This window comes from Pseudomonas sp. 24 E 13, assembly GCF_900004715.1.
Classification (GTDB): domain Bacteria; phylum Pseudomonadota; class Gammaproteobacteria; order Pseudomonadales; family Pseudomonadaceae; genus Aquipseudomonas; species Aquipseudomonas orientalis_A.
The window spans coordinates 17273-42775 of sequence record NZ_CVTO01000110.1; the positions used below are offsets into that span (position 1 = coordinate 17273).

At 50.9% G+C, this 25503-nt stretch carries 20 protein-coding genes, 2 tRNA genes and 4 pseudogenes; 20 read left to right on the forward strand and 6 right to left on the reverse strand.

Annotated features, from left to right (window positions below; genetic code table 11):
- The first annotated feature begins 299 nt into the window (after nucleotides 1-299).
- The 3 genes from gmtY to gmtX are packed head-to-tail and all read left to right on the forward strand — an operon-like array spanning nucleotide 300 to nucleotide 5783.
- Nucleotides 300-1682 carry a gamma-mobile-trio recombinase GmtY gene (gene gmtY, locus BFP90_RS27285; protein WP_083203218.1) on the forward strand — a complete coding sequence of 461 codons (1383 nt, stop codon included), beginning with the start codon at nucleotides 300-302 and terminating at the stop codon, nucleotides 1680-1682.
- A 5-nt stretch (nucleotides 1683-1687) separates the two neighbouring features.
- Nucleotides 1688-5134, forward strand: a complete 3447-nt coding sequence (locus BFP90_RS10905; protein ID WP_176718032.1) for a VPA1269 family protein — start codon at nucleotides 1688-1690, stop codon at nucleotides 5132-5134.
- A complete protein-coding gene (gene gmtX, locus BFP90_RS10910; protein ID WP_065896660.1) occupies nucleotides 5127-5783 on the forward strand; it encodes a gamma-mobile-trio protein GmtX in 657 nt (218 codons plus the stop codon). The genes BFP90_RS10905 and gmtX overlap by 8 nt, the downstream gene beginning before the upstream one ends.
- 256 nt (nucleotides 5784-6039) lie before the next feature.
- On the opposite strand, the gene BFP90_RS10915 is transcribed toward gmtX, so the two are convergent.
- Nucleotides 6040-6426 (reverse strand): SDR family NAD(P)-dependent oxidoreductase, encoded by a 387-nt coding sequence (locus BFP90_RS10915; RefSeq protein ID WP_083203220.1) that lies wholly within the window; start codon nucleotides 6424-6426, stop codon nucleotides 6040-6042.
- A 57-nt stretch (nucleotides 6427-6483) separates the two neighbouring features.
- A pseudogene (locus tag BFP90_RS10920) lies at nucleotides 6484-6783 on the reverse strand (helix-turn-helix transcriptional regulator); the annotation flags it as partial.
- A 61-nt stretch (nucleotides 6784-6844) separates the two neighbouring features.
- Between BFP90_RS10920 and BFP90_RS10925 the strand changes: the two are divergent.
- The 9 genes and pseudogenes from BFP90_RS10925 (at nucleotide 6845) to BFP90_RS10965 (ending at nucleotide 14554) form a co-directional block, all read left to right on the forward strand.
- On the forward strand, nucleotides 6845-7240 hold the full coding sequence (locus tag BFP90_RS10925) for a hypothetical protein (protein ID WP_256097468.1): 396 nt from the start codon (nucleotides 6845-6847) through the stop codon (nucleotides 7238-7240).
- A gap of 112 nt (nucleotides 7241-7352) precedes the next feature.
- Nucleotides 7353-9554 carry a hypothetical protein gene (locus BFP90_RS10930; protein ID WP_065896664.1) on the forward strand — a complete coding sequence of 734 codons (2202 nt, stop codon included), beginning with the start codon at nucleotides 7353-7355 and terminating at the stop codon, nucleotides 9552-9554.
- 90 nt (nucleotides 9555-9644) lie between these two features.
- Nucleotides 9645-9962 carry a type II toxin-antitoxin system RelE/ParE family toxin gene (locus tag BFP90_RS10935; protein ID WP_065896689.1) on the forward strand — a complete coding sequence of 106 codons (318 nt, stop codon included), beginning with the start codon at nucleotides 9645-9647 and terminating at the stop codon, nucleotides 9960-9962.
- Between the two features lies 1 nt (nucleotide 9963).
- Entirely contained in the window at nucleotides 9964-10671 is a 708-nt protein-coding gene (locus BFP90_RS29590; protein ID WP_083203221.1) for an addiction module antidote protein, read from the forward strand.
- Between the two features lie 868 nt (nucleotides 10672-11539).
- The gene (locus BFP90_RS10950; RefSeq protein ID WP_065896667.1) at nucleotides 11540-11887 is read left to right on the forward strand and encodes a helix-turn-helix domain-containing protein; all 348 of its coding nucleotides are present in this window, start codon (nucleotides 11540-11542) and stop codon (nucleotides 11885-11887) included.
- Between the two features lie 706 nt (nucleotides 11888-12593).
- Nucleotides 12594-12926 (forward strand): IS66-like element accessory protein TnpA, encoded by a 333-nt coding sequence (locus BFP90_RS27300; RefSeq protein WP_082630339.1) that lies wholly within the window; start codon nucleotides 12594-12596, stop codon nucleotides 12924-12926.
- Between the two features lie 35 nt (nucleotides 12927-12961).
- Entirely contained in the window at nucleotides 12962-13204 is a 243-nt protein-coding gene (gene tnpB, locus BFP90_RS29595) for an IS66 family insertion sequence element accessory protein TnpB (RefSeq protein ID WP_370671695.1), read from the forward strand.
- Nucleotides 13086-13979, forward strand: a pseudogene (locus tag BFP90_RS10960) (IS66 family transposase); the annotation flags it as partial. The gene tnpB and the pseudogene BFP90_RS10960, both read left to right, overlap by 119 nt.
- 53 nt (nucleotides 13980-14032) lie before the next feature.
- Entirely contained in the window at nucleotides 14033-14554 is a 522-nt protein-coding gene (locus tag BFP90_RS10965; protein WP_065896669.1) for a GNAT family N-acetyltransferase, read from the forward strand.
- A 470-nt stretch (nucleotides 14555-15024) separates the two neighbouring features.
- On the opposite strand, the pseudogene BFP90_RS29155 reads toward BFP90_RS10965, so the two are convergent.
- A pseudogene (locus tag BFP90_RS29155) lies at nucleotides 15025-15513 on the reverse strand (hypothetical protein).
- On the reverse strand, nucleotides 15510-15719 hold the full coding sequence (locus BFP90_RS10975; protein WP_065896671.1) for a hypothetical protein: 210 nt from the start codon (nucleotides 15717-15719) through the stop codon (nucleotides 15510-15512). Before BFP90_RS10975 ends, BFP90_RS29155 begins: the two are co-directional and overlap by 4 nt.
- A gap of 335 nt (nucleotides 15720-16054) precedes the next feature.
- Between BFP90_RS10975 and BFP90_RS10980 the strand changes: the two genes are divergently transcribed.
- From BFP90_RS10980 to arsH, 4 genes and pseudogenes are all read left to right on the forward strand, one after another.
- On the forward strand, nucleotides 16055-17971 hold the full coding sequence (locus BFP90_RS10980) for a methyl-accepting chemotaxis protein (protein ID WP_065896672.1): 1917 nt from the start codon (nucleotides 16055-16057) through the stop codon (nucleotides 17969-17971).
- A gap of 474 nt (nucleotides 17972-18445) precedes the next feature.
- A pseudogene (locus tag BFP90_RS27310) lies at nucleotides 18446-18589 on the forward strand (ArsB/NhaD family transporter); the annotation flags it as partial.
- A 15-nt stretch (nucleotides 18590-18604) separates the two neighbouring features.
- A complete protein-coding gene (locus BFP90_RS10985; protein ID WP_065896673.1) occupies nucleotides 18605-19075 on the forward strand; it encodes an arsenate reductase ArsC in 471 nt (156 codons plus the stop codon).
- 29 nt (nucleotides 19076-19104) lie between these two features.
- A complete protein-coding gene (gene arsH / locus BFP90_RS10990) occupies nucleotides 19105-19818 on the forward strand; it encodes an arsenical resistance protein ArsH (RefSeq protein WP_065896674.1) in 714 nt (237 codons plus the stop codon).
- A 139-nt stretch (nucleotides 19819-19957) separates the two neighbouring features.
- Here arsH and BFP90_RS10995 read toward each other — a convergent pair whose 3' ends face one another.
- Nucleotides 19958-20974 carry a glycosaminoglycan attachment site gene (locus BFP90_RS10995; RefSeq protein ID WP_065896675.1) on the reverse strand — a complete coding sequence of 339 codons (1017 nt, stop codon included), beginning with the start codon at nucleotides 20972-20974 and terminating at the stop codon, nucleotides 19958-19960.
- Between the two features lie 345 nt (nucleotides 20975-21319).
- Between BFP90_RS10995 and BFP90_RS11000 the strand changes: the two genes are divergently transcribed.
- Both BFP90_RS11000 and BFP90_RS11010 read left to right on the forward strand, forming a co-directional pair.
- Complete coding sequence (locus BFP90_RS11000) at nucleotides 21320-22417, forward strand: hypothetical protein (RefSeq protein WP_065896676.1); 1098 nt, start codon at nucleotides 21320-21322, stop codon at nucleotides 22415-22417.
- A 746-nt stretch (nucleotides 22418-23163) separates the two neighbouring features.
- A complete protein-coding gene (locus BFP90_RS11010; protein WP_065896678.1) occupies nucleotides 23164-23703 on the forward strand; it encodes a hypothetical protein in 540 nt (179 codons plus the stop codon).
- A 322-nt stretch (nucleotides 23704-24025) separates the two neighbouring features.
- On the opposite strand, the gene rdgC is transcribed toward BFP90_RS11010, so the two are convergent.
- Nucleotides 24026-24940, reverse strand: a complete 915-nt coding sequence (rdgC, locus tag BFP90_RS11015) for a recombination-associated protein RdgC (RefSeq protein ID WP_065896679.1) — start codon at nucleotides 24938-24940, stop codon at nucleotides 24026-24028.
- Between the two features lie 159 nt (nucleotides 24941-25099).
- On the opposite strand from rdgC, the gene BFP90_RS11020 reads away from it, so the two are divergent.
- Together BFP90_RS11020 and BFP90_RS11025 are read left to right on the forward strand one after the other, a co-directional pair.
- Nucleotides 25100-25175 (forward strand) — tRNA-Val (locus BFP90_RS11020).
- 19 nt (nucleotides 25176-25194) lie between these two features.
- Nucleotides 25195-25271 (forward strand) — tRNA-Asp (locus BFP90_RS11025).
- Nucleotides 25272-25503: the final 232 nt, after the last annotated feature.

Here is a 25503-nt window from a genome sequence, read left to right on the forward strand (position 1 = left end):
TGGCAATGCAATCAAAAGTGGGAGGGGGCTTGCCCCCGATGGCGGTGTATCAGCTAATGGATTTTTGCCTGATACACCGCTATCGGGGGCAAGCCCCCTCCCACATTTTGACTTTCACATGGCTCAGATGCCTTGTGGTTAGTTATCCCTATCTTAACCCCAAAAAAAGCTGAATTACGCTGCTTCTGGCGACATAAAAGTAAAAATTGCCTGTCAATTCCGCATGATTGCGGGCTTTCGTCTAATAGAATTAGCCCCAAAAAGTCCCAAACATCCAAAAGCCGTTTACGAGAATTATGATGAAAACTTTCTTTGATTCATCTCATCGCGAATACCGATCGATCGTTGGTGATGCCAGCGGACGTCCGACCGTGCTGCCAGTAGTGTTCACGGAATTTGGAGTGCTTGCACAATTCGCTCAGTACATCTACTTGAATCGACATAAAAGCCGTTCTTGGCAGGATGCGAGCACTCTTTCGGTTCAATTGCTGCTCGATTATATGGAGGCAAATCGATACGTATTTGATAAACCAAGGCATTTGTTTATGGAGTTTTCAAGCTCGCTCTTCACCGGAACAATCGAAGGCGATCGCGATAATTCAGGTCTTCTGTGGTGTGCACGACAGCCTGAAGATGCCAACAAAATTATTGGACATATAACCAGATTTACGGACTGGCTCTCAATTATCAACGAAGATGACGGGCTTCAGCTAAATCCCTGGCGACAAGCCACCCGGCCTGAGCAGCGGCTCAATTGGGCTGCCTATACCCACAAGAGGGACAATGCATTCCTCTCGCACCTGTGGAACGCTACGTCGCAAACGAACCAATCCAGAATGGTTCGCAGTCGGGGCGTGACGACAAGTAATTTGACGCCTGCAAAAGACTTTCCAGAGGAAAAACTCGATCTACTGCTCACCGATGGATTTCGTAGGCGGGCAAGAGATGGTCGCGGTCCTATAGACCTCCGAAACGTACTTATAACGCTGCTTATGCACTATGGAGGCCTGCGTTTGTCTGAAGCACTTTCATTGTGGAATGACGATGTTACTTTGGAAAATGGGCAGATTATCGTGCGGGTGTATCATCCAGAATACGGGCGGGCCCCGGACGGAAAATCAAATCGAGCAACATACCTACAAAAACGATTCTGCCTGCTTCCGCGCAATCGCTTAGTTAAATCAAATGACCCACTTTTTCTTGGTTGGAAAGATTCTCTCATTACAGATGAAAGTCGAAAGTGCTTTGAGGTCTATTTCTTTCCGCATGAGGCCGGGGAGGCATTTGCCCGGCTCTGGCGCGACTATCACCTAAAACAGCGAGTAAAGCCAAAAGCAGGCGCCGACCACCCATATGCTTTTACTAACAATGCCGGGCGTTGTTATTCGCATTTAATGTTCCGTAAGTCTCACAAACTTGCGGTCACGCGAATCGGCCTTGAATACGGGAAATTACGTGGCACGACGCCACACGGTCATCGGCATTCCTACGGCCAGCGCATGGCTGACGCCGAAGTACCTGCATTAATTATTAAAACTGCCATGCATCATAAATCAATGGAGTCAAGCAAAACGTATACCGAGCCAAAATCATCAGATTTACGCAGTCGTATGATCGAGTTGGAGTCGCAGCTATCCGAGCAGCACTTTGTTTCTGGTTTTCTGAAATCTGTCAGAGAGTAATAGTTTTGGGCAAGAAAAATTTTTATAGTTACTCTGAAGCGCTGGTGGCTGCTAAAAAACTGGGGATTAAGAGCGGGGCTGAATACAATGCTCGTTATCGCGAAGACCCGAAACTGCCTGCTATTCCTTATAGACAGTATGCTACGGTCGGTTGGGTAAGCTGGTATGAATTCTTAGGGCGGGAAAAGCCCAGTTTATACAAAACATATTCAGAGGCGCAAGCTGCGGTGAGAAGGCTTGGAATAAAAAAAAGTGAAGCCTACCCGGCCAGCTATCGCGAAGACCCAAGACTACCGGCCTCACCAAGTGTAATTTATGCAGATATCGGTTGGATAGACTGGTATGAATTTCTGGGTAACGAAAAAACCAATCCATATGAGACATATACCGATGCGCAGGCAGCTGCTCAAAAGTTAGGTATTAAGACTCGAGAAGATCATTTAGCGCGTTATCACGAGGACCCCAGACTGCCTGCTTCACCAGGTGTGATTTATGCAAGTTCCGGTTGGATAGACTGGTACGATTTTTTAGGAAACGAAAAGTCCAACCCTTACACTACATATTCCGATGCGCAGGCAGCCACTCAAAACATGGGAATTACGAGCAAAGTTGACTACAACATTCGATATCGGGAAGACTCGCAATTACCTGGCAGGCCCGACACTTTATATGCCAATACTGGCTGGAAGGATTGGTTCGATTTTCTCGGAAAGGAAAGGTCGCCATGGTACTCATATGAAGAGGCACAGGCAGCGTGTTGGGCGATGGACATAAAAAACGGTGCTGATTACGGTATCCGCTATAAGGAAGATCCAAAGCTCCCTTCAACCCCTAATATGACGTACGCCAATACGGGCTGGACAGGTTGGTTAGAATTCCTGGGAAAAGAAAAGGTATACTCGTATGCTGAGGCGCAGATCGTATGTCGGGCAATGGGTATAAAAAATTCAACTGATTACAGTTTGCGCTATCAGGAAGACCCAAGGCTACATGCCGTACCTGAAAGGACATATCACGATTGCGGCTGGACAAACTGGTATGAATATATAGGGAATGGAAGGCCAATCGATCCTACTTCCGATTATCCAAATATTGCTGCAGATGTTGATCGGTGGTTGAAGAATGAAACGGCAATTACGAGAAAAAGAGCGTCCATCAGGGCTTTATTGAATGGTTACATCAAGCCACTGGGCTTGCCTGACGACTCCAAGTATCTTTTGCTGCGAGCCAATCCGTTTAACGTTTTGAAATACCAGCAGATGATCGAGGCACAAGCTGAATCGGCGAAGAAGAAGGTTCATTTTTGCGTTTCAAGATTTTTTGAATGGCTGCTATTGGCGGACTGTACTGATGAGGACAATGGTGAGCGAATAGTTCTTAGGGAATACCGAAATCCTTTCAGCACAGCTCTTGCAGGATATGAGGAAAGTCTTTCAAGCTATCGACCATCTCAGTCGACTAAACCGCCGTTGGGATACGAATACATCTTGCGTGCCCGCAATTTTCTTGTACCCAACGGCGAGGCGGCTATGCTAACGAGGCCGACATTAAAGGATTTGCCGCACCTACACGAATTCTTCGCTAGTCGTATTGATTGGATTTCTGTTGATGAGTTGATGATTGACCGTAGCGACCCCAATTGCATATATCGGGAATTCCCAAAGGCTGGTTCTTTCCAAATCTGGTCGCCAGTACGTTTTGTCGCACTTTACACGCTATTGCGTTTTCCACTCAGAGGGCAGCAGATTCTCTGGCTCGACAGCGGTGAAGCGGATGAAGAAATCGCTGTTCTCGACGATGGTGGCTTGCTAAGTTGGAAGAAAAACGGTAGCAATCTACCTAGAAAACGAAGCAAGAATCGTCGTCCACAAGCCGCTGTGCAACGTGGAGACAATAGCGCCCCGAAGTTGCATGTTACCAGTAATAAGACCGGTCAAAAAATCGGCGGCTACGACGTTGACTGGATTCCTGATGATCTTGTTTATTGGTTCTTGCTGTTGCGCGATTGGCAAGCGAAGTTCAACCCTATTTTAGCACCGACACCGTGGACTTCGATAAAGCTTAAAGCCGAAACAAATGTGAAAATACTTACAGCACGGAAAGATCAGTGTTTCCTATTTCGTATGGACGCGTCGGGTCAACCGTTTATGCCGACAGCTGTCTTTGCTCAAACGTTGCCTGCGTTGCTTTACAAGATTCAGCGGAAAGGAGAGGATTTGGCCAAGCTAGATCGTAGGGGGAATCGATTCATTAGTCCTTATACACCGCATAGCCTGCGTGTTAGTCTGATCACGGCGTTTATTGTTGATGGCAACGCGCCTATTCATCTTATCTCTAAATTGGTCGGTCATGCATCGCTGGTAATGACAATTTATTATACAAAACTCAATAGTGAGCAAATGCGTAGACCTATGGGGGAAGTTGAGAAAACTGCTGCACAGAGAGCAACAGAACGCAGTGCTGATGCGATCAGAGTCCGCGGTCTTAACGCCCTGAACGGGCAACTAATTGCTACAGATGGAAATCGCTCGTTGATCGAGTCTGAAACTCCAACGAGTGCCTGCATCGTGTTCGATTGGGGGATTTGCCCAAAATCGGCTGCAGCCTGCAATATGGGGGGAGAAGTTCTTATCGAACGGCAAACTGAGAATATATACAGCCCCGTAGAGGCTGGCTACCTAGGTCAGAAAAACTGCACACGATGCCGATTCTTTGTCACTGGCGTGCCGTTCCTGGGAGGGTTAGTCGCGCTTGCAAACGAAATCGCGCTGGAGATAACTACGGAAAGCGCCCGCTATCAGGATTATACGGAGAGGCTGGATAATCTGGAGCAGGAACACTACGATGCCTGCCAGGCTGGTACGTCCTTTCCACGCGAGCAAGAGCGTAAATTTGCAGTGGCGAATCAACAACAAAGCGCCGGAAAGCTCGACGTATTTCTGAGTGATTACGCAGCCATCCACGGCTATGTTGCGAGCTGCCTGAAATTGATCAATCAGAATGAGTCGAATTCAAGCGACGATATCAGACTGGTTATTTCGGGAGACATACATGAAATGGGCGTCGCTTATCAAGAATCTACGACTTCGTACCACCTGCTCGCAGAAATCTGCCAGAACGCTACTATCTATCAATCAGCCAATCCCTCGCGTGCTGTACCACTGATTGCTGACGCTATTGATCGGATGGCCGAAAACAATAATCTCGCCCCTGCCATGTTTAAACTCAACAGTGAACAGAAATTGGTCGTTGCCAATGAACTGAACCGGCTTCTGCTACAGCGCCTTGGCTCCTGGGAAAAAATCGATGAACTGTTTTCTGGAGACCTGATGTTGCTTGATGTAGATGCAAACGAACCAGAACTGACACGAGTTTCGACCGAGGTACGCCAATTACTTTCTAAGCCCAATAGTGTTCGACAGATTTCTCATGAGGTTTCGGTTTATGGATGACAAACAAGTTTCTCCGCAGAGTACTTATGAGCGGCTATTTTATGAAGCTCGCGATGCGCGGCGAAAGCGCAGTCTAGAGTCTTTAAACGAAGTTTGTCGGTTATTACATGAGCGCGGATCTTCGGATTTTTCCTATAAGACAATCATCACTCTTGGTCAGGATCGCGGGCTCCCTGTGCCTGGTGAAAAATCCATCGTCAACTCAACGGGGGCTCACTACCGGGAATTGATTCAAGCTTGGAAAATGATCTCTGTCGCAGGCAGGGCCAATGAGAAGTCATACCCGAATGACTGGGTCGAAAGCATTGCGGATCCGGCTTTGCGTCTGAGTGTCGCCTTGCTGGCTAAGGAGCTGCGCACCATCAAAGCTAAGATCGCTCGGCAAGAAAAAATGTGCGGTGCGCCGATCTATTTTGGTGCCGGAGGAAGCCAGGTTCAGAGTGTCTCAAGACAATCAAACCTGAACGAGGCCGACCTCTACGCCCTCAAGGCCGCTATTGATCCGGCTGTGCTCGCACCGTTGGGGTTTTCAATCGGTAGTCGGGGAGAAGTTGTCGATGGCAAAGGCAGAACAATACATAAGCCTGGGTTTCGGGATGCGATTGAGAAAGTACTTTCCGTGCAGCCTACGAAAGTGCTCTCCACATGACTAAAGAATGCTGCGCGAGACAGCACCTCTTGTACTTCATGCAGCTGCCACAGAGGTACACCGCAGGCAGCAACAGCCAAAAGCGGTCGCACATTTGTTTGCGTGGCGCCAGGTTCCCGAGCAACGGGGTCAGCGAAATCCGGTCGCTATCAATTTCAACTGATCACCAGCCGAGTCATAACCGTCTGGTCCGTCACCTCGGGGCCGTGAGCAAGGCCCCATCTTAGAGCCCTCACTGCGCATGCGTTACTTTGGATCAGACCTGTTCGGTCGGCCCTACCCACATCTTGGCTACGGAAGCATGGCGTGGGCGGGTCACCATGTAAGCCAACGCGTCAGCAATATCCTCCGGCTCCAGAGTCTGTATCTCACTGAAGAAAGGGGCGAGGATACTGTCGACAACCTCAGGCTTGTTGTGTGATGCCAACTCTGTGGAAACTGAACCTGGCTCAATCACGCCTACTCTCACATGGCGCTGAGTGACTTCTTGACGAAGTGATTCGGAGAAGCCGTTCACAGCAGCCTTGGTCAAGGTGTAGACGTTGTTGATCGGATTGATCTGGAATGCGCCCACAGAACTGACGTTGACCAGATCCGCGACCTTGCGTGGACCTTTTTCTGCTGCTTTCAACAGGTGTGGCAGCGCAGCATGGGTCGCGTATGGCGATTAGGCGGTATCCGGTTCCAACCGATTTTTTGCCTATTCCAACGGCTTTCCGTTGCGCATGCTGCCGGTTTGGATCAACGGGCCGATCGCTCGGATTTTCAATATATCTTTCAGCGGAGGTGCCCCGAACAGGCGGCTGTATTCCCGACTGAACTGATGTTGGCTTTCATAGCCGACCGTGAATGCAGCTGTCCCAGCATCATAATCGTCGATGAGCATGAGCCTGCGCGCCTCGTTCAGGCGCAGACATTTCTGGTACTGCAATGGGGTCATCGCCGTCAGTGCCCGGAAATGGTGACGGAATGTCGACAAACTCACGGGTGTCGCAGATGCATTAACGGCTGGCACCAAACGAGGCGAGGTGGCCAATCTTCGCAAAGGGACGAGATACCCCTTGGTCTTGAAAGCAGCGAACGACTATTTGAACGAACCAACAAGCAGCCATCTCAAGGCATTCTTTCTGGCTTTGAAGAGCAACCCAGAGACGTCGGCTTATCGTCGTGACCTGCTTTATCGCTTCCTCAACGTGCTGAAGATGCACGTAGACGGTGAAGGGGCAACTCTTGCAGAGGCTGCAAACACGTATCAGCGCGAGATGAGGCATACGGGACGGCCTATCAGTCATAAAAAGCTCATCGGAACAACTCTGCTGGTCAAGGGCTTGGAATATGACCATGCAGTTATCCTCGATGCGGACGCACTTAACGCCAAGGATCTGTATGTCGCGATGACTCGTGGATCGAAATCCCTCACTATCATTGGGACGTGCAGACACCTGCCAGCAAAATAATCTTACGTCATGACTAAGACGCTCTTGCTCGTTGGTCCAGGCGATAGCACGAGGCTCGGTTCCGAAATCAATAGACCACTACAATCGTCTGCTACCAACTCAAGGAAGAACTATGTTCAAGGTCAAGCTTCCCCCAGAATCCGAAGTAGTGTCCTGGCTACAACAGCTCATTGAGAAGGAGGAACTGCTTGAGTCGATCCAGGGGCAAGAGGCGATCACCTCCTTAACGGAAGCGGTAGACCAGGAGTGTTTCCTTCCATCCTTTGGTATCGATTACATCTCTCGACGTGCGTCAGCGGAGGCGGCAGACCATGTGCTGAGTCGTTTGAGCTTGCTGGAGATCATCTCGATCAACACAAGTATCTCACTGACCACAGGGGAGGTACTGCGCCCAGACATCCTTTGTTTCAATCCTGAGATGAAGACGCTCGTGGTTTTTGAGGTCAAAAGGGCCAGCGAAACCGAGCGACAAACTGTCACAGAGCTTGCCGGCTACGAGCAGGAGCTTCGGAATATGCTCCCTTTTTTGGGCGATTTCGACGTTTGCTTCGTGGTAGTTGCGGCTGACTGGTCGACGCTTCTCGTGCATGCCGTTGGGAGCATGAACGCATGGTCGGGTAAGCAGTATTTGGCACTCAAGTTGACCAACGATGAGTCTGGGTTTGGTCTGCTAGCACACCTCCCTGAGGCTTGGCATCTGACCGGCAGTACCAATCTCCCAGTCGAAGCGCTCCCGTCAATCGATCTTTATCTTGCCTATAAAGGGATCGACGATCTCGAAAGCGAGCAAGGAGATATCGATTCCGTTGGAGGAAATGAAGACGATGAGCGCTGGCCTCCGAGAATAGTGCTTACCGCCATGGATGTGATTGCTCGGGAAGGGGACAGGGCAGGCTCGCATGGCTTTATGATGCTCTGGCGTGATGTCAATGGCTTTGGCCGTGGTCGATGGTGCATTACCCTTACCGCCATTGATCCGTATGCAATGCATGCCTGGTGCCGTGATCATGGCCTGCCACAGAGGGACTCGGCGGCTGCGACGTTCCTTCACAATCGAAGGGATGACCTTCTAGGCCAGACACCGCAGACGGTGTACGACATTGCTAAGGCTGCATTTCCTCTGCTTAAAGAGCATTTCGATCCTGAATTTTGCGGAGATTTCCATTGGCAGCTGAAGACTCGGCAGTACCGCAATCGAGTCGTGCCGACTAGGTTCGATTTCTGGGGGAGTCTCGGGCAACATGCCCGGGAATTTGTTTCTAACCCGGCCGTTCGAAATAACTACATGCCATTCGTTGGTCTCAATCAGCTAGATTGGACTGATCCTGCAGTTGCGATGACGTTAGTAGCGAACCTCTCGCTGGGAGCACCATTCCCTAGAGGTGTGATCAAGTGCAGCGATGCGTTTTTAACTGGCCGTGTGCTTGGGGATCTGGCCGTCGCCGCCTTCAACGCCGCTCCGGACAAAGTGCATGCTGCGAGGATTGAGCCCATGGTCGAGTGGGCGCAATTGGAGGCGCTGCGCTTTGCGATTGAGATGAAGCAAATGTATGACATCACTGAGGAAGTCGTTACGCCAATGCCGATGCTGTCCAATGAACCGGCTGAGCGATTGGTGGCCACTGAGGAGCTTGCCCAGTGGGTTAGGGTGGATCTAATCAGTAAACGGCATCCATTCCACCAAGCGTGCTTCGATCTTGGCTACCGTCATGCACTGCTTTTCAATCTACTGAGTGAGCAAGCCATTGATTGCCTCTGTTCGGATGAACTTAGGGCAGCTTCTTGTATCGTGCGTAGCATTCTCAAGGGCGTTCTGTCACGGGCGGAGGGTAGCCAAGGTGAGATGTTTCAATCTTCAGACTTCCTTCAGTTCATGGCTTTCCTAGAGCCGCATTTAGGCTCTGGCATCCATCTCGGAGAAGATGAGGCAATAAGTATGGCGATTGATGCAATTTCTGACGAAAAGCTCCTTTCAGGCTTCTCTGATGCCATTGTCAAAGGTGTGGATTCAATTATTCCAGTTGTACTCCATACGACCCGCCCACCTTTTCCTGCGCAGGTAGATTGGGAGTGGCTCAAGTCTGGGATTAAGGCGTTATTTGAAAGTGGAGATCATTGCCCAGCAGTCATTTTCAGCCAGGATGGAATGGTGGGTAGTGGCCGCTTGGTGCAACCCTTTAGGCTCGTGTCTCCGATCAGTGATCCTGACGTGGAGGTCTACGTCCTCGATGAGTCGTCTGCGAGGGCTATCGCCATCAAGATGACGTGGGATGAGGTGAAAGAATTTCACGCCAAACGAAGTCAAGGGTATTAATTTGGCTCCAGTACCAGGCAAATGAAGCCACCTTGACCTGCGCTCAATTTCGCACCGACAGGGAGTAGCCATATGGCTACATATGGGACTATGATCAATAAGAAAAAACCCTACGAGATCCACCAAACTCCCGAATTTGAGGATTGGCTTAACGGTGTGAAGGACGTTCAAGGAAGAGCGGCCATTCTGGCCCGCCTGGATCGCGCCGGTGATGGCAATTTTGGAGATTGCGAACCGGTGGGTGATGGGGTGAGCGAAATGCGTGTTTTTGTAGGGCCTGGGTACAGAATTTACTATGTGCGCTCGGGGAAAGCTGAGTTCTTGATGCTCAGCGGAAGCGATAAAACCGATCAAAAGCGAGGTATCAAGCGAGCTAAAGCGATCCTCGATGAGCTCAGAGACCAATGATATGAGTGATACGAAATTCAACCCCGAGGATATGCCAATCCTCAGCCTCAACGCGTCTGGTACGACTCGTTATGAAGCTTCGCGTTTTCTAGACAGCCCGGAAGCTATGGCGGCTTATTTGGCTGAAAGTATGAAAGCTGGTGATACGGAAGGTCTTATTCATGCTCTGGCAGAAGTCGCAAAAGCTAAAGGCGTAAACAAAGTCGCTAAGGATGCCGGGGTAAATCGTGAAAGTCTTTATAAGGTGCTGAAAGCCGGTGCGAAAACGCGGTTTGAGACCATAAGAAAACTGATGACCGCGATAGGTGTAGAACTCACCATACAACCGATTGCAGCACTCGCAGAGGTTTCAAAAGCTGCCCCAAGAGCCGGCAAGCCAGTCGCAGCCAAGCCTGTCGCGAAACCGGCGAGAAAACCAGCTTCAACTATGGCCAAACGTGCTGCAAAACCTGCTGCGAAGGAAGCGGCAAAAAAACCGGCTTCAGCCGTAGCCAAGCCTGCCGCAAAACCTGCTGCAAAGCCGGCGGCGAAAAAACCAGCTTCAACCGTGGCCAAGCCTGCCGTAAAACCTGCTGTAAAAAAACCAGCCGCACCCGTATTAAAGGCTGCGGCACCAGCGGCACCTGCTTCCTCGGCGACATCACATAGCGCGCCCACTGGGGACAATACAAATAAGGTACAGGAAAATTGCCGGGATAGAGCGCACTAGATACGCCAAGCCATCCGTCGAATTGGATGTCTGCAAGAGTTTGCTCAACACTCCAACCACGCAACGCGTAAATTTGCGGAGCGCTTACCTTGATTCCATATTTCAGCATGTTCGTGGGTGGGGTATCGGCCATCGTATCTACCGTTCCCACGCTCATTCTGGTTCATCGCTGATGGCCTTGCTATTCAATTACTCGCTTGAACCACCGAGCTCGCATCAAAAGTTCTCCCGGATAGACGTTCAAAAGAACGTTTATGGAGCGAAACTTGTTTTACTTAACGATATTCGATCCGAGGGCTATCGCTAAAGCACTTCATGCGTCTTACAACCGAGCATCAAAATCGGAAGACTACGCTCCCTCGTCCTCTCTCGTTGGAAACACTAACACACTGTATTTTGTTGAGGCATCTGGCTGTGTCTCAGGGTAATAGAAATGGCGGCCGTCATGGAGGGAGTACCGCAGTGAGTTCCCATCCTGACTACGAGCGATCTCCAGCAATGTATCCATGTGCCAGTCACCGGTGCCATTAAGCCACCCAGGCGATACCAACTGTACCGACCTCACATGGACTCCCGCTTCCGTTAGCTCCAGAAGGGACGTTAGCGATTGCAAGCTATCCACGAAGACCACGTCTTGGAATTCTAGGCCGTCCTCGCATCTGACTATCGCTGTATGAAACCAAGGTGATATCAGATTCTTTTGAACAAAATGCCAACCTTGGTGACCAGGCTCCAGCATTACTCGAGAGCCTTTCACTTCTGCCTGCCTATTGGTTATGAACACGGCGAATCCTCGGAATGAACAGTATACATTGTAGTCATATACAGTTCGAAAGCGCCTTATCGTTCCTTTTGCAGGACATGCAGAGTGGAATTGAAAAGTGCTTTCGGGACAGTTCTTCGGTGGCTTCGTGTGAAACAAGGCCGGACGCAGGAGGACTTTTCAACCCTTAGCAGTCGGACGTACATCAGCACCTTGGAGCGAGGTTTGTATGCTCCGACCATTGAGAAGCTTGATGACATCGCTGCTGTGCTCGGTACGCACCCAATAACGCTGATGGTCGGTAGCTATGCATTAAAGGACAATCGCTCTGTTGCAAAGGTGCTCGAGGACGTCCTTGAAGAGATCGAGCGTCTTGAGGTAGCCGAGGGCATTTCAAAACTGCGTAGGCGTTATCCCAAAACTCAGGAAGAGCTTTTGAAACCGGCGAAGTGATAATTTCATTTTCTCTAAATCAGTCAGATTTGGCTTATGTCGACTTCCCCATTCACTTTCAGGCTCTGTGCATGGGGTGCAATTCGACTGAACAGGCGATCGCTATCTGATAGCCTCAGCGAGAAGGAGAGATTAAAATCTTTCCGCTTTCAGTGGCGATTCTCAATCTTGTAAACCTAATTTTTGCGCTGTAAACCACGCAGGGTAACAAGTAAAAAAAGTGGTTTACACGAGGCGATATTTTTGTCCGATTTGTAGGGAGTTACACAGGCTTAAGCGCCTGCCGAAAGCAGTAACCATTTGCGCACGACGTTAGCGTTGATGCCGTTGTATACAACAAATAAGCCTGATCACGAAGTACCCTAGCTTGTCACGGTGCCGGTTCGTTTCCCTCTGCCGGTGAAGCAGCCGCAATCGTTAACGAGGTCAACGGTCGTGTTGGATAATGATCCTTACGCCCTGTGCTGCGATTCGACAGAGTGAGATCCCTTCTCTTGACGAGCAACGCTCCTCCCGGGCGCTACGGTGTCATTTAGGTAGTCCGATTAGGCAGATAAAACAAGTTTAATCAGTCCACTGAGCAGTCAGCGCGCTCGAACGGAGGTAAGCGTCCGGCCAAGTCATCTACCCAGCCCCGCAAAGCCAAGACATGGTGTGCACTTAAATTTAAGTGGGCACCAGTTCTAGCCTTCTAAGCGGGTATTTCATGCAGCCACAACGCCGTTCCTACTCCAAATCCTTCAAGGCCCAAATCGTTCAAGAGTGTGCCCAACCCGGCGCGTCGATTGCCAGCGTCGCACTGAGCCACAGTCTCAACGCGAACCTCGTCCATAAATGGATTCGGCTGCAATCGCAGAGAACTGTCATCCTGCAACCTGCCTTTATCCCCGTGGCCTTGCCGTCGTCAGCGCCACGATCGGACATCATTCCGTCCATGATCTGCCTCGAAATCCCACACCCACGCGGTACCGTAAAAGTGAACTGGCCAACAGAAAGCGCCGCTGCCTGCTCGACCTTTCTGCGAGACCTGTTGCGATGATCCGCATCGATGCCATCTGGCTCGCCACCGAGCCCATGGATATGCGCGCCGGAACTGAAACGGCGTTGGCCAGGGTGATCGCGGTGTTCGGTGCGGCGAGGCCGCACTGCGCTTATCTGTTTGCCAATCGCCGCGCTACCCGCATGAAAGTGCTGGTACATGGCCATACCGCGCTCGACACTGGCGCAGTGGGTGGGTCAAACCGGCGTGCAGCTCCAGCCCTTGGTCGATGCGCTGCGCGAAGTGGTGCTGGCTCAGCGCGTGGTTCACGCCGATGAAACGCCGGTACAAATGCTGGCGCCCGGCGAGAGGAAAACTCACCGCGCTTATGTCTGGGCCTACAGCACTACGCCGTTCTCGGCATTAAAGGCCGTGGTCTATGACTTCAGCCCCAGCCGTGCTGGCGAACATGCGCGTAATTTCTTGGGCACCTGGAACGGCAAGCTGGTCTGTGATGACTTTGCCGGCTACAAAGCCAGCTTTGAGCTGGGCATTACCGAGATCGGCTGCATGGCCCATGCACGCCGTAAGTTCTTTGACTTGCATGTAGCCAACAAAAGCCAATTGGCGGAGCAGGCGCTTCACTCGATTGGTGGGCTGTACGAAGTCGAGCGACACGCCAAGGAAATGAGCGATGAAGACCGTTGGCGACTACGCCAGGAGACGGCGGTGCCCATTGCTGAAAAACTGCATGAGTGGATGCTGGCGCAACGAGAACTTGTCCCAGAGGGCTCGGCTACGGCCAAGGCCCTGGATTACAGCCTTAAACGCTGGTTAGCGCTGACGCGCTACCTGGGGTATGGTGCTGTGCCCATCGACAACAATCAGATCGAGAACTTGATCCGGCCGTGGGCGCTTGGGCGGTCGAACTGGTTGTTTGCTGGGTCGCTGCGCAGCGGCAAAAGGGCGGCGGCGATCATGAGCTTGATCCAGTCTGCGCGGGTCAATGGGCATGATCCGTATGCTTATTTGAAAAACGTTCTCACGCGTCTACCGACGCAGCGGGCAAGTGAAATTGACAAATTGCTGCCGCATAGGTGGCAGCCGATCTAGCTACTTACGCGGGGTCTGATGCTCGTGTGTATGCAAATATACCGGTGAGAAATATGATTAATATTCGTGAAGCTACTAAAGCCGACCTAGATGTTCTACGTGAAATCGGCTGTGAGACCTACCAAGAGCATTTTTCGGACATCTGGTCTCTCTCCGGCATGCAAGACTTTCTTAATCAAGACTTTTCCCCTAACTCGCTCGGCAAATCACTCGAATCCTCCGCTTGCCATTTGTGGCTTATAGCTTCAGACGAAAGCGATAGGGTCGTAGGCTTTTCCAAAGTTAACTGGTCAACGCCTGCGCCTTTAACTGGTGAATTGGGTGCGGAGCTTCAAAAAATTTACTTTCTCAAATCCGAAGCAGGACGAGGATATGGGAAACAACTCCTGCACTTCATTTGCAGCCGAGCGAGAGAGCGCGGAGAACGCATGCTGTGGCTTGACGTACTCAAGACCAACTCAAATGCGCGGCGATTCTATGAGGGTTTCGGTTTCCAAGAAATCGGTGAAATCCCTTTCAAAACTGACTTGTTTGAAATCGGAATGGTAGCAATGGCATGTGAACTTTCCCGATAGGCATATTCGATGACCTTCCTGTCGGTAGGCCGTCATAAACGAAAACGTGGAAAAAGCCAGATGACTTTACCGGACACTTACCAAAGATCGTCGTTCTGAAGCAGATTTAACAGGGCGCGATGGGCTTACAATCGTCAGCTACGACAGGATTATGGATCTGACAGGTGTGCCTCGGTCGGCCATCAGCCCGGCCATTACTCTTTTGTTGGAGATGAATCTCATATCCTTCCGCTCAGGCAGCTTCACCGTCTCGGACGATCAGGACTTTGACCGGACTAATCGCTATTTGATTAAGGGGCTGGGGTTGCGCTGGGTGCCACTGACAGAACCTCAATCGAATAGCCAACTAACTGTAAGTCCTGCAAGTCAGGGCGGGTGATTGTCCTTGCCACACCCCCTCCTTCACTCACCATCGGCGACCGGAAATCAGCTTGAAGCAATGTGTAAGAGGGCTGCTGGCGATGCCTGGTTTACCTGCAAATAGAACGGCTCGTTTGCGAGTTTAACCAGATTTCAGCTTTCTCCGATTTTGCACGATGGCAGATCTTCGGCATCTCATTAGTAATAAGGTCTACCAACCGTTTTATCATTTGACGCCGGAAACCACTCGTCAATTTCAACGCTGCAATGTTTCGTTCCGCTGAGTGCCCCATTTCGCAATCATGTCGGCTACGGCTCGGTAGTGATCAGCCATAAAGAGTTTTCGCCCCCCCTTCCGACCAACCACGCTGAAACAGTTGGTCAGTTACGCCCGCATCGCCAAAAAAGTCGGTGGTATCTGGATAATGAATGTCCGCCAACGATACCTTGACGACCCCAGCCTCCCGGTCGAAATACGACAGAAAATGCCACCCGCCCGTCGTGCTTTCAGGATGTGAAAAATTGATCGCAGCTTTGCCGGTAATGTAGTGCTCACGTGACACACGCTTGAGATCAAAATCAAATAGTGGCTGCCTCATGGGAGCTTGCTGAGACGCGCTAAGCCTTGTTTTATGTGGCCCGCGTTCTCGCCAATTGTGTAGAGCGCGCCACGAACGTTGTCGCCGATTTCGGCATATCCCTGGGCTTCCACCTGGAGGGTCAGCTCCATGAGCGCCGCTTCGAGAGCGAGTTGGTTTTGGTACATCCTTTCCAAAACATCTGACAGCGAGTATTCACCGGGCATCTACATGGACTCCTTGACTACGACCCAGCATAGCTCAGAGAGGAGTCAGCAAGTGTCTTACGGGTAGCTCCCGGTGCTCAGCAACTTTGAACTAATCATGACGACCATGCCCCTAATCCTGTGCAGATACAGGTAAAGCTTTGCTGGTTTCAGCCGAAACATTCCGAACGGAGAAAAAACTGGCTACGGCAGGCTACTACTGAACCATCCTGGGCTCTATCAGACGTCGACTTCATAGAACGTTCGCCTTGGATAGCTTTAAACAACATCTTCAAGCCCTGAGGCCTGCCATGCTTAGAAATGCTCCTTTGAGTACAAAGCTACTGCTTATTTTGATGTTTCCCCTGTTGGGCTTTCTGGTCTTCGCCGGGATTTTTGTAGCTGACAAACGAGAGACACTGAGCGAGATGAACCGAGCGGTCACCGCTACCGGCACCGCGCAGAAACTCAGTGACGTAGTAACCACTATCCAGCGTGAGCGCGGCGCAAGCGGCGTGTTTCTGGGCAGCGGTGGTAAGACGATGCAGGACAAGTTGAAAGTCTTACGCCAAGAAACCGACCGTGCGGTGAGCGCGATGCATGCGCAATCGACCGAGGGTCTTATCGCGCCTGACAAGATGCTGCGCGCAATTGATGGTTTGGCCGGACTGCGTCAGCAGGTGGACACGCTCGCAATCAATAACGGCGAGTCCGGCACCCGATTCACCGATCTTATCAAAAATTTGATCGGCTTCTCTTACTCACTGGAAACCAGCATTGAGGATCCGGAAATCCTGCGTGGGCTGAGTTCACTCAATCAGTTCGTAGACATGAAAGAGCGCTCTGGTCGAGAGCGTGTACTGCTTGGCCTGGCATTCAACCAAAACCGTTTTGATGCGCCGCTGTTGTCACGTTTCAGCCGCAACATGGGCGAGTTCTCCGGCTATTTCGAGGCCTTTCAACGCTGGGCTCCTGCCGTGTTCAAAAATAAGCTGGATGCGGTTCTACAACAGCCCGCATCCGTCGATGTAGCTCGCCTGCAAAAACTCGGATTTGATACGCCTCTAGGCGATCCGCTTAATATCAAACCCGAAGACTGGTTCAACCTTTCCACCAGCCGTATCGACATGATGGCTCAGGTCGAGGCTGAACTGGGCCAGACGGTCGTGAGCCTAGCCAATGTCGCGCGTACCGATGCCCAGCGCAGTCTGTATGTCGCAATAGCCACCGTCATTCTGATTTTGATTGCGGTGCTGTGGCTCGCTTCGGTGATTATTCGCAATATCAAAATCGCTGTGGTCGACGTGAACCGCACCCTTATTTCGCTATCCACGCGTGACCTAACTGCCAGAACCCGTTACACCGGCAGAGACGAGTTTGGCGAGATCTCGCGTAACCTGGATAACATGGCCATACAGATCGGTGAAGTGATCCGTGAGATCGGGAGTGCCACGGCGCAGGTCGCGACCGCCGCCGAGCAGTCTTCGGCTGTGGCCCTGCAAACTAGCAATAACGTCGTCCAGCAGCGTCAAGGCACCGATCAGGTGGTCACTGCCATCAGCGAGATGAGCGCCACGGTCAAAGACGTGGCGCGCAGCACCACCGACGCCGCAGAGATGTCGCAGCGCGTTAATGCCAGCACTATGCAGGGCAAGGCTGAAATCGAGAACACCATCAGCTTGATCAAAGGGCTTGAGGTTCAGGCCGAACAAACATCCCGAATCATTGAGGAGCTCAAGGGTGAAAGCTATTCCATCTCCTCGGTTTTGGATGTGATTCGTGGTGTAGCAGAGCAAACCAATCTGCTAGCTTTGAACGCTGCCATTGAGGCTGCCCGTGCCGGTGAGCAGGGTCGTGGATTTGCCGTGGTCGCCGATGAGGTGCGGAATCTGGCCAAAAAGACTCAGGATTCCACCGTCAGTATCCAGAAGATGATCGCCAATCTGCAATCCGGCTCCGACCGTGCCGCCACTTCCATGCAGGAAACTCTAGGGAAGGCTCAAGAAGGCGCGAGCAACGTAGTGCGCGCAGGGGAGTTGCTAGAAGAAATAGCCGAGGGCATCGCGACCATCAGCGACAGCAACATACAGGTCGCCTCGGCGGCAGAACAACAGAGTCAGGTTGCCGAGGAGATCCACCGCAACGTAAACGACATCAACACTCTGGTTATCCAGGTCAGCGCCGGTGCTGAACAAACCGCCGTCACCAGCCGCGAGTTAGCCCGCTTGGCCGAGCAACAGCAGGGGCTGGTGGGACGGTTCAAGGTGAACTGAGTTACAAGTTTTTTTACCGGATGCTCAAATGCCCGAGAGAATGACTTTCGGGTATTTGAGGATTGGTAGGTGAGAGGGTGACGCGCCTATAAGGGCTACTTTGCTCAACGCGATAAACGAGGCTTTTCATGACGCCGGATGAGGTCAGGCCATGGATTATCAGCCGTCCTACGGCTTTCTGAAGGACTGCTTATACCGTTCTGAGTCATACAAGGTGACTTTGGCAGACGCTTACGAACGGAGTATCTCAAAAACACAATAACTGATAGCCGCCGGAGATGGCCGTTCCCGCAGCTAAGACTTGTTTCTTTCGCTTCAGCAGCTCAAGCATTCATCAGGCGTCGATGTGCAAGTGAATAGCCTATAGACCTGCTCATAACCAGCAATCGACGATCTTCGTTTCTATTCGTATTGCACTTCGCTGAACGGGGTGATTTCCTTTGGCGGCGTCATCGCACGAAGTGGTTTGCGCCAATAGCCACACTGCTCTGGCTGCACGTGCTGGCTAAAAAAGACATCACCATCCGTTGGGGTTACTACTTCAAGACCGGTGTGGTGCTCACGCTTCCAATCCTCATTGCCACCCTGAGCGCCTTGGCTTTGCGCCTCAGCTTTTGATTCCAGGAGATCACGATGAAAGTCCTATTCATGTGCACCCACAACAGCTGCCGGAGCATTTTGTCCGAAGCGGTGTTCAATCACCTTGCTCCTGACGGAATGGAAGCCGTCAGTTCCGGAAGCTTCCCAAGTGGCCGGGTAAACACGCGAGCGATTCAAACGCTCAAAGCAGCTGGTATCCCTACTGAAGGCCTTAGCAGTAAAGCATCCGATGCCTTTGAAGGGTCGCCACCAGACATCGTGATCACAGTCTGCGATCGGGCTGCCGGCGAAGCCTGCCCGATTTTCTTCGGCCCGGCGCTCAAGGCTCATTGGGGGCTGGCAGATCCTTCTGAAGCTACGGGATCTGAAGCGCAAATTGAGGCGGCATTCCAGCAAACCCTGAGCAAAATCCAGGAGCGGGTAAACGCCTTCATTTCGTTGCCTATCGCTACTTTGAGCACAGAAGAGCTTAAAACTGAGCTAGCCCGCATCGGCACGTTGTAGGCCATGTCCCGCTGGTGCCAGGAGTCACTATGAAAGACCATTTTCCAAACATCGAAGCAGATCTCATCGACGTCCCAAGCATGGAGCGACTCACTCCTCGTGAGCCGTCCACGCATAAACCGCGCATCCTTCTGATCTACGGGTCGACCCGCGAGCGTTCATTCAGCCGATTGGTAACCCAAGAAGCCGCGCGGTTGTTGGAGCACTTCGATGCGGAAACACGAATCTTCAACCCGTCAGGGTTACCACTGCCTGATGATGCTCCGGATACCCATCCGAAAGTCGTGGAACTCCGCGAGCTAATGCAGTGGTCGGAAGGGCAGGTGTGGTGTTCTCCGGAGCGTCATGGATCGATGAGCGCCGTTTTTAAAGCTCAGATCGACTGGGTGCCTTTGGCGATGGGTGCAGTACGTCCAACCCAAGGTAAAACCTTGGCAGTCATGCAGGTCTGTGGAGGCTCCCAGTCTTTCAACGTGGTGAATCAGTTGCGCGTTCTGGGTCGCTGGATGCGCATGGTGACAATCCCCAATCAGTCTTCAGTGCCTAAGGCATTCACCGAGTTCGACGAAAATGGGCGTATGAAGCCTTCGTCTTACTACGATCGCTTGGTCGATGTGATGGAGGAACTGATGAAATTTACTTTGCTCTTACGTGACCGTCAGGATTACTTGGTAGATCGTTACTCCGAGCGCAAAGAATCAGCTGAAGAACTTTCAAAAAGAGTAAATCAACGCTCCATTTAAATGTTCAATCATGCGACCGGTTGACGTGATCCATCAAATCGCGGCAAATAGAAGGGGCAAAGATTCTCATTTCTACGCTTTAGCCCAGAGAGTTTGATTAACGTCACCGTTTGCACCTACGCGCGTCGAGCCCTACTCATTAAACCGGAATGATCGAGTTCAGCATTCTCAAAAGCAAGAAGTCATCTGGTGCCTCCATTATGAGTTCTCCGTCATCGGCTATTGTGACTTCGCAGAGGCGCGGATGTCCCAAGAGACCACGCGGAAGCGGGTGTTTGGCGAAAGGATTGTGAAGCACAAATAAGCCGTCCATAAGATTCTCGCTGTAATCTTTCTTCATTGCTCCACGTACAATGGGCATGATGCTTCCATGATTGGGATGCAGGGTGGTGTAGGCGGTCATCGCTCTTGGATTATCGGCCAAAGCTCGTACTTTTCCCCATGTCGCCAGACTGCTGTAAATGACTGCCGATATCTCTGGATAGCTGTCATCGCAAAATAAACCTACATCAATGTGTGTGTTTTGAGTTTTTGGCGCAGCCGAGACGTTATAGGACGGCACGCGCGTGTCGCCGAATTGGGTTGCCTCTTCATCATGGTACATACCATACAGAGCTGCGAGGATTGGACGCCCAGAGGCGAAATGCGCGTGTGGCCGATCGAACGATGCGATGCCAATAACAAAGGGCTTGTTCTGGACATGAACGAGCTTGGAGTAATTGGTTCTGTACTTTTTTACTTTACTGTCAAAGCTATTGCAAATCCGCAAGGTGGACTCGACATTGAACTCGGTAAAGTTAGCGGGCAGATCAACTTGCGAAAAACCATATGCCGGTTGGCCCCCAACAGGAGGGTTGGCGATCGTCGCTTCGAGGCAAAATGGTACGGAGCCGCCGACTAAAAAATCGGGAGTGTGGTAACGAAGGTCGACCGGCAGCCCCCATTCCTTCAGAGCAGCAAAAAGATACAGTTCCCAAAATGAAGACTCAAAGGTTGTTTGAAATTCCTTTACGAATTTTCCATCACGATCCTCAAAGCCATTAGCCCACTGGAGAAGCACGTCACGTTCGGGTTCAAATCCATTTTTCAGCATCATCTTAAAAATTGGGTGCTGTTTCTCGGCAGTCGTTAGGGGGCGGAATAGGTCGATTGGCATGTATCGTGTCCTTATTAAGCTTGAAATCAGTCCATGTTCATCTGGCTCTACGTACCCGAAGTCACGTAACCCCAGCACAGATAGTGCCATTAATTCTGGAGTTACCAAGAGCTGCTTGTCTCGTGCCCGGTTGCCTAGAATGTCACGAGTCATGCGCCCAAATCGGCCGATTGACACCTCGTGGATGGTGCCGCAGATACTGGGGTATCGAAGTTTGGGACTTATATATCATCAACGACTCATTTCAGCACACACATCCCTTGCCAGTCCCCACAGTTCTCAAGGAGTATGTGCAAGCTCTCTTGCTCCCATCATGTAAAATTTAACTGGATTTTTTTGTAAAGCATGAACATCGATGAAATCATAAAGCACGCAGAAAATCTTAAGCCAAAAAGCAGAAACAGATTTTTAGAAAACTTCTTAACCCTTATCAATCAAATAGAAAGCTCCGTTATGCTTCGTGGGCCCTACCGTTTGGTTCTTGACTCCAACATAATTATGCGACTTGAGGAATACCGAGATGGCAAAATAAACGAAGGGATTCTATCAATTCTTTTAGCGTTTATTTTGATAAAGAGGCTTCCGTACCATATCGACTTGGTGATCCGTCCAAGCGTATTTTACGAATATCTGAGGCTGACTAATGTCACCAGCAATCGAGAACATTGGAAAAAGTTTAAAGAACTTAAATCGATAACGGAGGATGAGCTCGGTTCGATTTTGTTTTTTGATGGAATTGAAACCTATTCTGGAGCGGAATATTATCTTAATCTAATCCAGAAAGATGCTGATAAAATAGCGGAAAGACTGCGTTCTTATGCCGAGCGAGATTGGCAGTTTAATTTCTTCCAACCACCAGGATGCGGTTTTGCCGGTATACCTGAAAGGAATGGAGAGTTTATAATTGTCACTCCATTTTTTGCTGCTCAGGGGTTGTACGAAAAAATCGGATTAGAGTACTTTGATGAACATAGAGCCAGTCGTTTTTTCATAGAGCATATCGAGAAAAATATTACTGAATGCAAAGCCAATAATCCGCATGTTATCGAGCGGTACGGGAGCGATCGGAGTTTTATTCTCACTAAAGTTTTAAAGCTAACTGCTAAAGGAAGTTTGGAAGGGTTGGCAGATGTAGATATTTTATCCATTTGCAATGTGCAGACTCAATTTATTAGTCAAAGCCACGGACGCTACGCACCTGCGTCGATTGGCCTGTCTATCGACACTAATTTGGCTAAAGCATTGAAGTTTTATAGCTCAATTAGATTGACCTCCCCTAAAATTGGAGGAGAAGAGGAAAACCAAGAAGAAAACATGGCTAAAATGGATGCTTTTTTCCATGATCAAAGTCGGATTAGAGAAGGCGAAGATCGATTTAGGCTGACAATACAATCTAGTCAAGAGCTTCTTAAAGAGTTGGCAGCAAAAATGCGTGCTGAATAGTGCCGTTCCGTATTTTTTAAGTCGGCAGCTAATTTAGTGCCTAGCGGTTAACCCATTTTGGTTAGCCGCCAAAGTCGATCTTACTTAGACTGGTGCAGGATGTACGTTCGGAACGGAAAAACGTATTAGGTGCCGTTCGTATGAGTTTTTGCGCGCAAAGCCATGAGGTGTCATGGAAACGCTTCCTTTTACGAACTGTACGGTTGAACAGCCTGGTTGCATAACCACTGATGTGACGATAACATCGCTAACCGATGGTCAAGCCTCGCCCATGAATTGTGGAGTAGCCCATGTCGTCACCGCTCACAGTCACTCACGAAATTAGGTATCTGGAGGAAATCAAAAGTCTTTTCGCTATTGATTTCGATTGTCTGGTATCGAAGGAGACCTACAGCCATCCTTTACGCTCATATCATCTAATCAAATCAGAAGCACAGTGTCAGTTTCTCAAAAAAGGCAGTCGATGCGGGCAAGAGCACTCTCATGGTTACGCTGTGGAGTGCAAAGGTGGGCAGCGAGTGTTGATTGGCAATTGCTGCGCCTTCAATCACCTAGGCCTTGATGACGACCAGGTAAGGAATGCACTCCGAGAGCTGAATGCCGCAGAGCGTGTTTCTATTCGTGCCCACAAAATAATTGAAAGACTCCAAGAGAGAGCGGAACTGCTAACTCGGGTAAAAACCGCACTTAAGCAGCTCCGCTAAATTGAGGCGCAGATCTTCCGAATCCGTGAGGCCTTCCCTGAGGTGGTTTTCGATAATTTGATAGAGCGCTGGCGCCGAAATTCCCTTCAGGTGACGTGGGAATATCAGATCACCAAAAAAGACGATAAGGCTAAAGGTAAGGATGCGATTGAACGCCGGTGGTATCCACATATTTGTGGACTTATCAGAGGGCTAGGCCTTTGGCTGGATTTGGACGCTCAAAACTATCAGGAGAAGCTATACGCGTTTTTACATCGCGTTGAAGCAATTCCTACCAAGAAACGCTTATCCAAGGCTGAGCAGGATGCAACTGAGTCGATATTTCGGGAGCTTGGGGCGATTGCTGTGATTGAGCGAGAATTTGCAGCTCAGCAGAAGTTGATTACCGATTTTCTTGAACCATCGAACTTAGTGTTGACTGTTCAGTTAGTTAAAACCCAAACACTCAGAGCCAAGAACGTAGAGGCCGTGCAGCAGCTTACATCGACATTGCTCGGGGTGCGTCCTGAACGCTTCGTGGCTGAGGTCGATCAAGACCTAATCCGTCGTTATGGAGCGACTGGTATTCGCATCGCATCGTGATTGAGGCCCATCTCTCCGGCTAACCAATCTAAAACAAAGGTGCTCAGCGGAGCATCTTTATCCAAGCTGGCGACAGGTCGCAAACTTATCTTAATTATCTCTGATCCAGTAGCAGGTCGATCGGGAAGGCTGGTGTGTAAAATGGAAGTAGGCCGGGCTGGACACAGATCATATTGGCGCAATCCCCCCCTAGTTTATGCGACAGGGGGAGGAGTTCTGGGAGTGGCCATTTCTTGGCTCCTAAAAGGAGTCCAAGAAATGGCCTAGGTAAATCAGCTGCAATTACTCAATTCCTAACGTTTTAGGACTGAGATAGGGTAGCTTATTGCGGGGTCTCTTCACCGCCGAGTGCTTCGATCAACGCCGGCAGGAATTCGCCGAAGGTCAGCATCATCAGGGTAAAGCTGGCGTCCAGTTGGCCCAGGGCTTCGTCGCCGCCGTCCTGTTCGGCCTGGTCCTGCAGCAAGTCTTCGAACTTCAGGCGCTTGACGGTCATCTTGTCGTCGAGCATGAAGGACAGCTTGTCCTGCCAGGCCAGGGACAATTGGGTCACGACTTTGCCGGTGGTCAGGTGCAGCTGGATTTCTTCGCCGGTCAGGTCCTGGCGCTTGCAGCGCACGATCCCGCCGTCTTCGTGGGTGTCGCGCAGTTCGCATTCGTCGAGGACGAAGAAGTCGGCCGCAGGTTTCTGGGTGGTGACCCAGTCGGTCATGATCGCCGTCGGTGCGGTTTTTACGGTCAGTGGGCGCACCGGCAGGGTGCCGATCACTTCGCGCAGGGTGGAGAGCAAGTCTTCCGCGCGTTTCGGGCTGGCCGAGTTCACCAGGATCAGACCCTGTTTCGGCGCGATGGCGGCGAAGGTCGACGAGCGACGAATAAAGGCGCGTGGCAGGAAGGCCTGGATGATTTCGTCCTTGATCTGATCGCGTTCCTTTTTATAGACCTTGCGCATTTGCTCGGCCTCGATCTCCTCAACCTTCTCTTTAACCGCGTCGCGTACCACGCTGCCCGGCAGGATGCGTTCTTCCTTGCGCGCGGCGATCAGCAGGAAATCCCCGCTGACGTGGACCAGGGGCGCGTCTTCACCTTTACCAAAGGGTGCAACGAAACCGTAGGTGGTCAGTTCCTGGCTTGCACACGGGCGCGCCAGTTTGGTGGCCATGGCCGCTTCCAACGCCTCGGCATCAACAGGCAGATCTTGGGTCAGGCGATAGATAAGCAGGTTCTTGAACCACATGGGGTGAGTCTCTCCTCTATACAAAGGGGGGCATTATTCTCTTGATCACGCCGCAGGCCAACCCTGCGTAAGCCATTGGAAGGGCTGAAAAAAAAGATTTAAGAAAGTGCTTGCCAGACCTGGGAGCGCTCCGTAGAATGCGCGCCACACCGAAACGAAGGGTGATTAGCTCAGCTGGGAGAGCATCTGCCTTACAAGCAGAGGGTCGGCGGTTCGATCCCGTCATCACCCACCATTCGCTTCACGTGTTACGCGCAGCGGTAGTTCAGTCGGTTAGAATACCGGCCTGTCACGCCGGGGGTCGCGGGTTCGAGTCCCGTCCGCTGCGCCATATTCGGTAACCTGGAATGCTGAACGCCAGGTCACCACGGAAAGCCCGCTCATTGAGCGGGCTTTTTATTGCCCGCAATATGGCGAAAAATCGTGCGGTAAACTTTTTTTAAATAAAGTGCATTTAAATCAAGACATTACGGTTTTTTGGTGTATGATGCGCCCACACCGAAACGAAGGGTGATTAGCTCAGCTGGGAGAGCATCTGCCTTACAAGCAGAGGGTCGGCGGTT